The organism is Nocardia sp. NPDC003482, from assembly GCF_053588115.1.
The window spans coordinates 1-12,520 of the sequence record NZ_JBSFPI010000010.1; the positions used below are offsets into that span (position 1 = coordinate 1).

The window sequence follows — 12,520 nt, forward strand, 5'->3', positions numbered from 1 at the left end:
CCTACAAGCTCTTTACGCCCAGTAATTCCGGACAACGCTCGCACCCTACGTATTACCGCGGCTGCTGGCACGTAGTTGGCCGGTGCTTCTTCTACTCCTACCGTCACTTGCGCTTCGTCGGAGTCGAAAGCGGTTTACAACCCGAAGGCCGTCATCCCGCACGCGGCGTCGCTGCATCAGGCTTCCGCCCATTGTGCAATATTCCCCACTGCTGCCTCCCGTAGGAGTCTGGGCCGTGTCTCAGTCCCAGTGTGGCCGGTCACCCTCTCAGGTCGGCTACCCGTCGTCGCCTTGGTAGGCCATTACCCCACCAACAAGCTGATAGGCCGCGGGCCCATCTCGCACCGATAAATCTTTCCACCACAAGACATGCATCCCATGGTCATATCCGGTATTAGACCCAGTTTCCCAGGCTTATCCCAGAGTACGAGGCAGATCACCCACGTGTTACTCACCCGTTCGCCGCTCGTGTACCCCGAAGGGCCTTACCGCTCGACTTGCATGTGTTAAGCACGCCGCCAGCGTTCGTCCTGAGCCAGGATCAAACTCTCCGTTGAAGACTCTCAACCACGCCCAAAGGGCGCAATCGGAAGTAACTCGAACCAGAGTCCGAAAACCTAACTATAAACGCCAGCCGGAAATTAGCTGACAAAAATGTTCGACACCCACACGGGGGTATGAGCGCCGAAACCAAAAATATTTGGCACTGACATTCATCGACACACTATTGAGTTCTCAAAGAACAGGCGCACACCCCATCGGGCCGGTAATCCGACCTTCTGAAGAGGCAACTTTTCCAGCCTAACCACTCGAAGCCAGGGAGTCAAGTCCCAAGTTCGTGTCGGTTTCATGCTGGCTGTCCGGCGCTCACCGTCCAACCTCGTGTCCCGGCCTCTCGGCCCGGTCGGTGTCCGTGTCGCTCTGACTCGAACCAAGTTACGTGTCGGATAACGCAACGTCAAATCCCCAAGATGAAGATCATCAACGCTGGTCAGAGCGACGCCGATCCGGCCTCCGACCGGCCCGGGTCACCGGATGTGACCCAGGTCATGTCTATCGGTTCGGTGTCCGCCGCACGCCCGCGAAGTTCTTCTTGCCGCGCCGCAGGACGAGCCAGCTTCCGTGCAGGAAGTCCGAGTCGCCGGGCGTCCACTCGGGGTCGGACACGCGCGTGTTGTTCACCGACGCGCCGCCCTCGTTCACCGCCCGGCGGGCCGCTCCCCGGCTCTCCGAGAGCCCGGACGCCACGAGCAGGTCCACGATCGTGGCGTCCGTGCCCGCGACCGCGACGCCGCCCTCGCCCGCCGCCTCGGACAACGCGGCCGACAATGTGCCCTCGTCGAGTTCGTGCAGGTCACCCCGCCCGAACAGCGCCTGACTGGCCAGCTGCACCGCCCGCGTATTCGCGTCGCCGTGCACCAGATTCGTCATCTCCGCGGCGAGCCGTCGCTGCGCCTCGCGGGCGTGCGGGCGCTCCTCGGTGGCCTTCTGCAACTCGTCGAGTTCCGCGCGGTCGAGGAAGGTGAACCAGCGCAGGTAGCGCACGACATCGGCGTCGGCGGTGTTCACGAAGTACTGGTACCAGGCGTAGGGGCTGGTCATCTCCGGATCGAGCCACAGACTGCCGCCGCCGGTGGACTTGCCGAACTTCTTGCCGTCGGCCGAGGTCACCAGGGGAACGGTCAGCGCGTGCACGTGCTCGCCGTCGACGCGGCGGTTCAGCTCGACGCCCGCGATGATGTTGCCCCACTGGTCCGAGCCGCCGACCTGCAAACGGCACCCGTGCTGGCGGCGCAGCTGGAGGTAGTCGTGGGCCTGCAACAGCATGTAGCTGAACTCGGTGTAGGACATGCCGTCGGTCTCGAGCCGCCGCTTGACGGTCTCGCGCGCGAGCATGACGTTGATCGAGAAGTGCTTGCCCACATCGCGCAGGAAGTCGACCGTGCTCAACGGCCCGGTCCACTGCATGTTGTCGACGATGATCGCGCCGTTTCCGGTATCGCCGAGGTCGACGAAGCGGGACAGCTGCCCGCGGATGCGTTCGGCCCAGGCCGCGACCGTGTCGGTCGAGTTCATCGTCCGTTCGCCGACATCGCGCGGGTCGCCGATCAGCCCGGTGGCCCCGCCCGCGAGCACGATCGGCCGATGGCCCGCCTGCTGAAAACGCTTCAGCGCCAACAGCGGAACCAGATGCCCGGCGTGCAGGCTCGGGGCGGTCGGATCGAATCCGGCATAGAGCGTGATCGGACCCTTCGCCAGCTCCGATCGCAGCTCGTCCAGATCGGTGGACTGGGCGATCAGCCCCCGCCAGGTCAGTTCCTCGATGATGTCGACGCTCACGTCGCCCTATCTTTCCGCACGGCTCCGGTCGCCCGCGCACAGGTCCACCGCCGAGTCTGATCGGCGGCGGCCCGGCGGTCCAGCGATTATCAGGCGAAGGCGTCCCGCAAGGACGTCAGGTGGACCCGGCTCGCCGAGGCCGCCGCGGCGGCGTCGCGGCGGCGGACGGCGTCGAGCAGGACCTCGTGCGCGTGGTGGTCGGCGCGGGCGTCGGTCAGCGGGCGGATCCGCAGCATGTCGACCATCGCGTGGCGTGAGCGCGGGATGAAGGCGTCGAACATGCCGGTGAGGATGTCGTTGTGCGCGGCGGTGACGACCGCGCGGTGGAAGGCGGTGTCGGCGTCGACGAGCTCCTCGACCGATCCCGTGGCCTCGGCGCGGACGGCCAGGGCCCGCCACAGCGCGCGCAGGTCGGCGGGCGTGCGGCGCGCAGCCGCCAGGGCCGCGGATTCGGCCTCGATGGCCAGCCGCGCCTCGATGACGGCGACGATGTCGGCCCGGCGCAGGATGGTGTCCCAATCCTCGGCGACGTCCAGCGCGGTCACGAAAACGCCTGCGCCCTGGCGACTTTCGAGGACGCCCTTGCCGGACAGTTCCCGGATCGCCTCGCGCAGCGTCGAACGGCCCACGCCCAGTTGCGCGGCCAGCGTGGTCTCGCCGGGCAGCTTGTGGCCCAGCGCCCATTCGCCCGCACGGATCCGCCGCAACAGAAGTTCGGCCGCCTGGGCGGCGAGCGGATGCCGCTGTACGTGCGCCAAAGTTTCCGTACCTCTCTACTTGTCTGAGGACTTTCTCCTCGCTAGTGTAGGCCACATGGGATCCGGTCTGCTTCTCCTTCGCCGCCGCGGCGGGGTCTGATTCGACCGGCACCCTGCCCGCGGGTTGCTTCGCCGCGCCGGTCGTCCCTCCGACGCGAAAGCACTCATCCCCCATGTCCTGGAATCGCCAACAGCCCTCCGTCATGCCGTCGCACCGGTATCGCGATGTGTACCAACGGGTTTCGGTGCCGCTCACCGAGCGTCGCTGGCCGTCGAACCGGATCACCGCGGCGCCGCTGTGGGTGCCGGTCGATCTGCGCGACGGCAATCAGGCCCTGGCCGAGCCGATGGATCCGCAGCGCAAGCGCCGCTTCTTCGAACTGCTGGTGGCCATGGGCTACAAGGAGATCGAGGTCGGCTATCCGAGCGCCTCGCAGACCGATTACGACTTCGTGCGGCTGCTCGCCGAGACCGATCTCGCCCCCGCGGACGTGACGATCGTGGTGTTCACCCCGGCGCGGCCCGATCTCATCGACCGCACGCTGGAGTCGGTGCGCGGCATCGCCAACGACGTCGTCGTCCACATGTACGCGGCGACCGCGCCGGTGTGGCGCGAGGTCGTGCTCGGCATGTCGCGAGCGGAGACGACCGAGATGATCCTCGCGGGCGGGCGGGCCGTCGCGGCGGGCGCCGGGGACCGGGCCAACATCCGGTTCCAGTTCTCCCCCGAGGTCTTCATGCTCACCGAGCCCGATTACGCGCTGGAGCTGTGCGATCGGATGACCGCGCTGTGGGACGCCACCCCGCAGCGGCCGGTGATCGTGAATCTGCCCGCGACCGTGGAGGTCGCCACGCCCAACGTCTACGCCGACCAGATCGAGTACATGCATCGCAACCTGGCCCGCCGCGACGGTGTCGTGCTGTCGGTGCATCCGCACAACGATCGCGGCACCGGCGTGGCGTGCGCCGAACTCGCGGTGCTGGCCGGGGCGCAGCGCGTGGAGGGCTGCGTATTCGGCAACGGCGAGCGCACCGGCAATGTGGATCTGGCGACGCTGGCGCTGAATCTGCATGCGCAGGGCGTGGATCCGATGATCGACTTCTCCGATATCGACGAGATCCGCCGCACGGTCGAGTACTGCACGCGGTTGCCGATCCCGCCGCGCCACCCGTACGTGGGCGATCTCGTCTACACCGCGTTCTCGGGCACCCATCAGGACGCGATCAAGAAGGGCTTCGCCGAACATCGGGCGCGGGCGGCGCGTGACGGCGTCACCGAACGCGAAATCGATTGGCGCGTACCGTATCTGCCCATCGATCCGGCCGATGTGGGCCGCTCCTACGACGCCGTGATCCGGGTGAACTCCCAGTCCGGCAAGGGCGGCATCGCGTATCTGCTGGAGACGGAGTACGGGCTGCGGCTGCCGCGCCGGGTGCAGATCGACTTCGCCCGGCACGTACAGCGCCACACCGACGGCACCGGCGGCGAGGCGACCGCGGCGCAACTGTACGAATTGCTGCTGGCCGTCTACGCCCCGGAGAATCCCCGAATCCGCTGGGCGGACACCGGCCTCGACATCGACGGCCACCGCGTCGGGCACCCGGCCGACGCGGCGGCCGCGGCCGAACTGATCGCCGAGCACGGCCCCCGGGTCGAGGTCCTGTCCGTCACCGACCACCGGGTCGACGACGCCACGATCGCCTACCTGGAATACCGATCGGCCGGAACCGCCTCCTGGGCAATCGGATTCGGCCGCACCGCGACCGAGGCGGCGTGCCGGGCCGTGCTGTCCGCCGCGCATCGCGCGTCGATGACGGCGGCGGTCCCGGCCTCCTGAATCGCCGCAGCCGCGGGCCGGGAACTCATGCCGACTTCTCGGCCCGCGGCGCGCGCGGACTGCGGCGGTACGCCGACACCGCGGGCGAGTCGATCAGCCACAGTCGCCACGGCCGATCCGCGGCCAGGCTCACCCCGACCCGGGGCCCGATCCCGATGGCGCTCGGGTCGGTGATCGGCGTTCCCAATTCGAGCCGGATGGGCGCCCGCGGGTCGAACAGATCGATTCCGTAGTCCCGCAACGAGATTCCGAGGGCACTCCCGACATTTCCCGGCCCCCGGGCCAGCGCCGCGTCGGTCCGGGCGGCGGGACGGCGTTCGCGCACCGCCTCGTGCCCGGCGATGATCTCCGCCGCCCGGATGAGCACCGCGCTGGCGACACCGTCCGGCCCGCTCGTCACGTTCACGCAGGTGTGCATCCCGTAACTGAAGTACACGTACAGGTGGCCGGGCGGGCCGAACATGACCGCGTTGCGCGGGGTCCGCCCCCGCCCGGAGTGCGCGGCCGGATCGTGCCACGGCCCGGCCGGATCACCCCCGTACGCCTCCACCTCCACGATCCGTGCGCCGACCGCACCCGACCAGAGGGTCGCGCCCAGCAGTCGGCGGGCGGCGGCAACGGGTTCGACGGCGAGTTCTTCAGCAGACACAACGGACCATTGTCCATTCCGCCCTCGCCCGCCCCGCCAGGGGTAGTGGGCGGAGCCGCCTACAACCAGCGCGACACCCCGCCGTGCCCGGGGCAGGCCGCTACAACCAGCGCGACACCCCGCCGTGCCCGGAGCACGTGCCACTCCGGTGCTGGCTGAAGCTGTAGGTGCCGTCCTTGCACTGGGCGGTCGCCCCGTCGGGCTGAGTATCGGACTGCTGCGGGCGCGGGACACAGGCGTTGTCGACGTTCTGGTACTCGCCCGCGGGGCAGGCGACGAAGGCGGGCGGCGCGGCGACGGCCGCGGCGGTGGGGGTGAGGACCGCGGCGACGGCCACCCCGACGGCGCAGGCCCAGGACGCGAGCCGAGCTCGCCGATCGGTGTTCATCTGTGAAACTCCCTACAGCAGTGCGTCTTTCGTCCGCACCGGTCGCGGTACGGAGGGATCAAGTTACCCATCGCGCCGAGCCGCCACACTCGGATCCGGACAATTGGGGGGTTGTGGGAACCATACGGACCGGTTCCCGGACGTTCCCGTCATACGTAGGCGCTGTGATCCCCCGCCCGAATGCCCAGATTGTCGTCCGCGATCACCAGCCCGTACCCCACGACCAGCAGCGCGACCAGCTGCCCCCACGCCACCCACGCCACGCCGATCGGCGCGGTCGCCAGCACGGCGAGCGCGGCCACCAGCCGGATCCAGGCGCGCGGAATGCCCAGCGCCAGGCGGAAACAGCCCTGCCCGAAGAAGTACAGCGCCACGCCCCCCGACAGCGCCAGCGCCTGGGCCACCGGCACCGGCGAATTGCCGTGCGCCAGAACGGTTCCGATGCCCGCCGCGGTCAGGATGACGCCGAGCAGCATGGGGTACAGGGCGTAGCCGTAGGCCAGCACGGCCGGTCGGCCGCGCCGCGGGCCCGCGAGCGCGGCGAGGGCGTGCTCGCCGCGTTCGTCGTCGAGCCCGAAGTACGCCCACCACAGCACGTAACTGAGTGTCAGGCCGAGCCCGACCATCGCCACCAGCGGCACGGTCACGGTGTCGGCGTGCAGGCTCGCGCCCACCGCGACGACCGATTCGCCGAGCGCGACCAGCAGCACCAGCCCGTGCCGTTCGCAGAAGTGCGCGGTGCGGATGACGAATCCGCCCGGATCGCTCAGATACGGCGTGGCGATCTGCACGACCAGCGCGACGATCCAGCACCCGTAGCGCGGCCACCCGTGCACACAGCCGCCGACCAGCACCAGAATCGCCGAGACCGCGTTGGGCGGCACGATCCGCAGCGCCGCCGCCGACGCCTGCGTCCCGCCGTTGGCCCAGAACAGCGCGGAGTGAACGACATTCACCAGCAGGTAGCCCAGCCCGAAGGCGATGCCCGACCCGGCGAACGCGCCAGGGATCGCCAGCGCGATGACGAAGAACCCGAACATGCCCAGCATCAGCGCGGTCCGGCGCACGGTCGAATTCGGCGCGACCTCGTTGGTCAGCCACACGTACCCGCTGTACATCCACCACATGATGGCGAAGACCAGGGCCACCCGGCCCAGCGCGGGCCAGCCGGGATGCGCGCCGAAGGCGTGGGTCAGCTGGGTCAGGGCGAAGACGAACACGAGGTCGAAGAACAACTCCAGGGTGGACGCCCGGGTCTGCCCGCCCTCGGCCTCGTCGGAAACAGCACTGCTCACGGGCGAAGACTAATCGGGACTTGCGGACGGCGGGATGGGGGCGCAGAATTCAACGAGCAATGAATTCAACACACGATGAATAGAGGTGGCCCATGGCGGCGCCGGAACTCGCGATCGAGATCACGCACCTGCGGGTGCGGCGCGGCGGACGCGAAGTGCTGCACGACATTTCGCTGACCGTCCCGCGCGGCCGCATCACCGGTCTGCTCGGCCCCTCGGGCTGCGGCAAGACCACGCTCATGCGCAGCATCGTCGGCACCCAGCTCGTCCAGGCGGGCAGCGTGCGGGTGCTGGGCGAGCCCGCGGGCAGTCCGCGGCTGCGCTCGCGCGTGGGCTATGTGACCCAGGCGCCGAGCATCTACGACGATCTGACCGTCACCGACAACGTCTCCTACTTCGCCGCGCTCTACGGCCGCCCCGCCGACGCCGTCCACGCGGCGATCGAGTCGGTCGGGCTCGGCGAGCATGCCCGCCAGCGCGGCAATCAGCTCTCCGGCGGGCAGCGCACCCGCGTGTCGCTGGCGTGCGCGCTGGTCGCCGATCCCGAACTGCTGGTCCTCGACGAGCCGACCGTGGGCCTGGATCCGGTGCTGCGCGCCGAGCTGTGGCGGCAGTTCCACGACCTCGCCGCGCAGGGCCGCACCCTGATCGTGTCGAGTCACGTGATGGACGAGGCCGAGCACTGCGAGGATCTGCTGCTCCTGCGCGACGGCGCCCTGCTCGCCGAACTCAGCCCCGACGAACTGCGCGAACGCACCGGCGAAACCAGTTTGGAGAACGCGTTTCTCGCCCTGATCAGAATGGAGCAGCCGCGATGACCACCGCCCTGACCCGCACCACCCGCTGCTACACCGCCACCACCGTCCGCATCCTGAAACAGTTGCGCGCCGACCATCGCACGGTCGCGATGCTGCTGCTGGTGCCCGCGCTGCTGATCACATTGCTGTACTTCGTCTATCACGACACCCCGGCCGTGCCGGGCATGCCGCGGCTGTTCGACCGTGTCGGCATCAGCATGCTGGGCATCCTGCCGTTCATCGTGATGTTCCTGATCACCGCGATCGCCATGCAGCGCGAACGCAGCTCGGGCACGCTCGAACGGCTGATGACCACCCCGCTGTCCAAACCCGATCTGCTGGCCGGCTACGGGACCGCGTTCTCGGTGGCCGCGGCCGCGCAGGCGGGGCTGGCCTGTCTGGTGGCGTTCGGCCTGCTCGGGCTGACCTCACGAGGCAGCGTGTGGCTGGTGCTGCTGATCGCCGTGCTCGACGCGGTGCTCGGGGTGGCGCTGGGTCTGCTGGCAAGTGCCTTCGCGCGCACGGAGTTTCAGGCGGTACAGTTCATGCCGATGATCGTCGGACCGCAATTCTTCCTGTGTGGGCTGCTCGTGCCGCGCGATCAGCTGCCGCGCTGGCTGGAGATCATCAGCGACGTGCTGCCGCTGAGCTACGCCGTCGACGCCCTGCAACAGGTCTCCCGGTCCCCGGGCGCGACCGCGCGGATGTGGTGGGATCTGCTCGTGGTGGCCGGATTCGCCGCCGTCGCACTGGGTTCCGGGGCGGCCACCCTCCGCAGGCGCACGGCATGACCGACACCGGCAACGGCGGGCCCGGGCGCAGCGGTCGCCGCCCCGGGCAGTCCGGCACGCGCGCGGCGATACTCGACGCCGCCCGCGCGCGCTTCGCCGAGGTCGGTTTCGACAAGGCGTCGATCCGTTCGATCGCCGGGGTCGCCGGGGTGGATCCGGCGCTGGTGCACCACTATTTCGGCACCAAGGCCGAATTGCTCACGGCCGCACTGGATCTCCCGATCGACCCGACTCTCATCACCGACCAGATCGCCGCCGTCCCCGTCGACGCGCTCGGCGAGACCATCGTCCGCGCCGTGGTCGGCGTGTGGGACTCCCCCCTCGGCCTCCAGGCCGTGGCGTTCTTCCGCACCGTCCTGGGCGGGGACGCCACGCTGGCCCGCCAGTTCCTGCTCGAGGTCGTGCTCAAAGACGTTCGCTCCCGGGTGGATTCGCCCCCCGGCAGCGGCGCGACCCGGGTGGTGCTGGCCGCCTCACAAATGATCGGCGTCCTGGTCGGCCGCAAGATCGTCGGCATCGAACCCCTGGCGTCCATGCCCGTCGACCAACTCGCCCGCATCGTCGGGCCGACCTTGCAGCGCTACCTGACCGGGGACATCGGACTCTGAGTCCCCGGCTCAGCCCCCCGCCCGAGCTCTGGGTCCCACTCGGCCTCGCGCTCGAGCCCTGAGCCCCACTCAGCCTGTGCTCGGGCTCTGGGTCCGAATCAACCCTGGGCGCTGAACCTCTCGTGCTCGGCGTCGGACACCTCGCGGGCCTCGTCGACGAGCAGCACCGGGATGCCGTTGTCGACGCGGTAGGCGCGGCGCAGGCGCGGGTTGTAGAGCAGGCTCGCGCCGTCGCCGTCGTGGACCAGCGACAGCGGGCCCTTGTCCTGCGGGCAGGCCAGCAGGCTCAACAACGTGGAATCCAAGGTTTGCTCCGCCATGATCGATAACTTACCGGTCCTCGGGAACGGGCCGACGCGGCGCTCGCCGGAACGAGAAGTGCCGGTGCCCGAAGAAGCTGCCGACCGCGACCAGACCCATCACGACCAGCGTCGCCGGGGTCTCCGGCAGCCGCCACACCCCGACCGCCACCTGCACGCCCACGGTATTGAGCACCAGCCCGCCGGAGTTCACCAGCACGAACCGGACGAAGTCGCGCAGCACATGCCCCCGCACCCGGAACACCAGCGTGCGATGGGCGAGGAAGGCGAACACGATGCTGACGGCGTAGGCCAGCACCACCGCCACCGCGGGCGGCCAGGCCGGTCCCAGCACCTTCAGCCACAGCACGGTCATCGCCATACCGAGCGCGGTATTGCCCACCCCGACGGCGGCGAAGGCGACCTCCTGCCGCCGGATCAGCCGCAGCAGCGGACCCGGCCGGGCGAGTTCGCCCGTCCCGGTCACGGCCGCCTCGTTCACGAAAGCGCCTCCGCGGGAACGCGTTCCGGCTCCGGATCGGGCGCCGCCGCGGCGGGCTCGTCGTCCTCGGGACGGCGCGAGCGCACGTGCGCCCACTGCAACACCCCGAGCCCGATCAGCCCGGCGGCGGCCGCCGCGATGCCGATCTTCCAGCCCGGCGGCCGCCAGGCCACCGTCAGTTCCGCGTCCGTGGTTCCCGCCGGAATGTCCACGGCCACGAACGATTTCGCGACGGTCGTGAACGGAATCCGCTTGCCGTTCAAGGTGACCCGATACCCGGGCCAGCCCAACCGCGCGAACACCACCCGGCCTCCGGCGGGCGAGCTGACCCGGACCGTGCTCGCGGTGTCGGATTCGCCGATCGAGGTCGCGGTCACGTCGTGCGCGTCGGCGACCCGGCCGTTGACCGTGGCGACCGGCCCGCCCTCGCGCTCGAGCACGCTGATCCAGCGCTCGTGGCCCGGGTACTCGACCCACTTCCAGCCCTCCGGCGCGGGCCGCGCGTCCGCGTCGGGGAACATGGCCCGCTGCAACACGACTCGATCGACCTTCATCAGATCCACCAGGGTACGGCCGGTGCTCGGCTCGGGGGTGAACACGCGCCGGAACGCGTCCGGGCACACGCTGGAATCCCAGCGCATGCACAGCAGATCACCGAACCAGTAGTGCCCGTTGGGGGTGTAGCCGTTGACATAGTTCAGCTCGAGGTCCTTGGCGTAGTTGCCGAAGACCAGCGAACCGTAGGCCCCCCGCACGGTCCGGTCGCCGGGTTGCAGCAGCCCCCGATCGCCCAATTGCAGGGTGACGCCGGGAAAGTCGGGGAACGCGCCCTTGGCCTCGGACCGGGACACCGGCAGATTCCACCCCATCGGCGTCGGCTGCGCGGCCGCGACCTGCCCGTAGGCGATGGGGAACATGGCCACGATGGCCAGCGCCGCCGCCGCGCCCGCGCCCCGGGTGCGGCCCAGCCACACCGCGCCCGCGCCCACCGCCGCCACGGCCAGCGCCGACAGCACATGCCACAGCGCGTCGTGCGGATCGGCGGAAAACGTTCGCACCCACAGCAATCCGATCAGCACCGCCGCCGCGACCGCGCGCCCTCGCCAGCCGGACACCGTGCCGAAGCGGCCGATCAGCACGCACACCAGCACCAGCAGCCCGACCGCCAGCATGGGCAGCACGCGCGACGGCCAGCGCAGCGGCCCGACCGTACCGGGCCCGGCGGTCCACATCAGGAACATGATCGCGAACAGCGCGACCGCGGTCAGCTCCCGCCACGCCGCGCGGGCCCGGCCCCAGTCCACGAAGGCCAGCGCGGGAATCAGGAACCACGCGATGTAGGTGACCGGCATCGGCTGGATGTAGCCCCACCACGAGTTGAACGCGGGCAGGGTGGACGGCAGGCTCGCGTTCAGCGATTCCGACCACGGCACGGTGAGGAACTGGTCGTTGTTGATCTGCGAGGTCCCCCGCCAGCTCACCTTCGCCGAGAGCATGCTCGGCAGATACGTCATCAGCCCGGCCAGGCCCGCGCACCCGGCCACCAGCGCCAGCCGCGCCACCGGCCGCCACTTCCGTTGGTACACAACCTCTCCCACGGCGACCGCGAGCAGCATGAGCGCCGACTCGACGGCCGGAAAGACGTATTCGACCGAGATCGCCAGATAGAGGTAGGCGAACACCGGGATCGGCCCGCCCCTGCCGCGGGTGTAGCGCACCGACGCCGCCCACGCGTGCAGCATCCACGCGGTCCCCGTCAGCGAGGTCGTCCAGCTGGCCTCGTCGAAGAACAGGAACCAGCCGGTGAGCGGAAAGGCGATACCCGCCACCGCCGACCACGCCGCGCGCCCGCCGTAGGCCAGGCACACCCGGTACACGCCGAGCGCGGCGATGATCGAGAAGATCAGCTTCACGATCGTGGCGTAGAGGGCGATATTGTCCACCGAGGGCGCGATCAGATCGATCAGCAGCTGCGGCGGGTTGAACAGCCCCGCCTCCTCCATGGTGTAGTTGCCGGTCATCCACTGGTCGGGCGCCAGTAGCGGCAGCTGCCCGTCGCGCAGCCGATGGCCGAGCATCACCCACAGCGGGGCGTACTGGGATTCGGTGTCGTCGGTATAGAAATGGCGGGCGTTGGCGAGCAGGACCGCGGCGTAGCCGAGCACCACACCGAGTGCGGTGAGCGCCCCCCACCTGTAGATCTTCTTGCGATCGTCCGCCTGCGCGATCGACCCAGCAGCACTTTCCACCACGAG

At 69.4% G+C, this 12,520-nt stretch carries 12 protein-coding genes and 1 rRNA gene; 4 read left to right on the top strand and 9 right to left on the bottom strand.

Annotated features, from left to right (window positions below; all coding sequences use genetic code 11):
• The 3 genes from ACWDSJ_RS17020 to ACWDSJ_RS17030 all read right to left on the bottom strand — a co-directional run.
• Window positions 1–557 (bottom strand): 16S ribosomal RNA (locus ACWDSJ_RS17020); the annotation flags it as partial.
• Between the two features lie 496 nt (window positions 558–1,053).
• Window positions 1,054–2,340, bottom strand: a complete 1,287-nt coding sequence (tyrS, locus tag ACWDSJ_RS17025; protein WP_450032987.1) for a tyrosine--tRNA ligase — start codon at window positions 2,338–2,340, stop codon at window positions 1,054–1,056.
• 89 nt (window positions 2,341–2,429) lie between these two features.
• Window positions 2,430–3,098 carry a FadR/GntR family transcriptional regulator gene (locus ACWDSJ_RS17030; protein ID WP_450032989.1) on the bottom strand — a complete coding sequence of 223 codons (669 nt, stop codon included), beginning with the start codon at window positions 3,096–3,098 and terminating at the stop codon, window positions 2,430–2,432.
• A 203-nt stretch (window positions 3,099–3,301) separates the two neighbouring features.
• Here ACWDSJ_RS17030 and ACWDSJ_RS17035 point away from each other — a divergent pair, with 203 nt between their 5' ends.
• Complete coding sequence (locus ACWDSJ_RS17035; protein ID WP_450032991.1) at window positions 3,302–4,936, top strand: 2-isopropylmalate synthase; 1,635 nt, start codon at window positions 3,302–3,304, stop codon at window positions 4,934–4,936.
• A 25-nt stretch (window positions 4,937–4,961) separates the two neighbouring features.
• On the opposite strand, the gene ACWDSJ_RS17040 is transcribed toward ACWDSJ_RS17035, so the two are convergent.
• From ACWDSJ_RS17040 to ACWDSJ_RS17050, 3 genes are all read right to left on the bottom strand, one after another.
• On the bottom strand, window positions 4,962–5,585 hold the full coding sequence (locus ACWDSJ_RS17040) for a DNA-3-methyladenine glycosylase (RefSeq protein ID WP_450032993.1): 624 nt from the start codon (window positions 5,583–5,585) through the stop codon (window positions 4,962–4,964).
• Window positions 5,586–5,685: 100 nt separating this feature from the next.
• Entirely contained in the window at window positions 5,686–5,973 is a 288-nt protein-coding gene (locus tag ACWDSJ_RS17045; RefSeq protein ID WP_387362255.1) for a DUF3761 domain-containing protein, read from the bottom strand.
• Between the two features lie 149 nt (window positions 5,974–6,122).
• Entirely contained in the window at window positions 6,123–7,268 is a 1,146-nt protein-coding gene (locus tag ACWDSJ_RS17050; protein WP_450032995.1) for a low temperature requirement protein A, read from the bottom strand.
• 92 nt (window positions 7,269–7,360) lie between these two features.
• Between ACWDSJ_RS17050 and ACWDSJ_RS17055 the strand changes: the two genes are divergently transcribed.
• The 3 genes from ACWDSJ_RS17055 to ACWDSJ_RS17065 are packed head-to-tail and all read left to right on the top strand — an operon-like array spanning window position 7,361 to window position 9,464.
• Window positions 7,361–8,086, top strand: a complete 726-nt coding sequence (locus tag ACWDSJ_RS17055) for an ABC transporter ATP-binding protein (RefSeq protein ID WP_450032997.1) — start codon at window positions 7,361–7,363, stop codon at window positions 8,084–8,086.
• Window positions 8,083–8,856 carry an ABC transporter permease gene (locus tag ACWDSJ_RS17060; protein WP_450032999.1) on the top strand — a complete coding sequence of 258 codons (774 nt, stop codon included), beginning with the start codon at window positions 8,083–8,085 and terminating at the stop codon, window positions 8,854–8,856. The genes ACWDSJ_RS17055 and ACWDSJ_RS17060 overlap by 4 nt, the downstream gene beginning before the upstream one ends.
• Window positions 8,853–9,464, top strand: a complete 612-nt coding sequence (locus ACWDSJ_RS17065) for a TetR/AcrR family transcriptional regulator (protein WP_450033001.1) — start codon at window positions 8,853–8,855, stop codon at window positions 9,462–9,464. Before ACWDSJ_RS17060 ends, ACWDSJ_RS17065 begins: the two co-directional genes overlap by 4 nt.
• 98 nt (window positions 9,465–9,562) lie before the next feature.
• Here the strand turns inward: ACWDSJ_RS17065 and ACWDSJ_RS17070 are convergent, their stop codons facing one another.
• From ACWDSJ_RS17070 to ACWDSJ_RS17080, 3 genes are read right to left on the bottom strand one after another with little or no spacing between them, the layout of a single operon-like run.
• Window positions 9,563–9,784, bottom strand: a complete 222-nt coding sequence (locus tag ACWDSJ_RS17070; protein ID WP_450033003.1) for a Trm112 family protein — start codon at window positions 9,782–9,784, stop codon at window positions 9,563–9,565.
• A gap of 10 nt (window positions 9,785–9,794) precedes the next feature.
• Window positions 9,795–10,265 (bottom strand): GtrA family protein, encoded by a 471-nt coding sequence (locus ACWDSJ_RS17075; protein ID WP_450033004.1) that lies wholly within the window; start codon window positions 10,263–10,265, stop codon window positions 9,795–9,797.
• Window positions 10,262–12,466: a hypothetical protein gene (locus ACWDSJ_RS17080; RefSeq protein ID WP_450033284.1), complete on the bottom strand. Its 2,205-nt coding sequence runs from the start codon at window positions 12,464–12,466 to the stop codon at window positions 10,262–10,264. Before ACWDSJ_RS17080 ends, ACWDSJ_RS17075 begins: the two co-directional genes overlap by 4 nt.
• Window positions 12,467–12,520 lie beyond the last annotated feature (54 nt).

Bases quoted from the DNA above. Each gene is read 5' to 3' on its own strand.
- ACWDSJ_RS17035 (WP_450032991.1), top strand. From the start codon at position 3,302: ATGCCGTCGCACCGGTATCGCGATGTGTACCAACGGGTTTCGGTGCCG.
- ACWDSJ_RS17045 (WP_387362255.1), bottom strand. From the start codon at position 5,973: ATGAACACCGATCGGCGAGCTCGGCTCGCGTCCTGGGCCTGCGCCGTC.
- ACWDSJ_RS17055 (WP_450032997.1), top strand. From the start codon at position 7,361: ATGGCGGCGCCGGAACTCGCGATCGAGATCACGCACCTGCGGGTGCGG.
- ACWDSJ_RS17060 (WP_450032999.1), top strand. From the start codon at position 8,083: ATGACCACCGCCCTGACCCGCACCACCCGCTGCTACACCGCCACCACC.
- ACWDSJ_RS17065 (WP_450033001.1), top strand. From the start codon at position 8,853: ATGACCGACACCGGCAACGGCGGGCCCGGGCGCAGCGGTCGCCGCCCC.
- ACWDSJ_RS17070 (WP_450033003.1), bottom strand. From the start codon at position 9,784: ATGGCGGAGCAAACCTTGGATTCCACGTTGTTGAGCCTGCTGGCCTGC.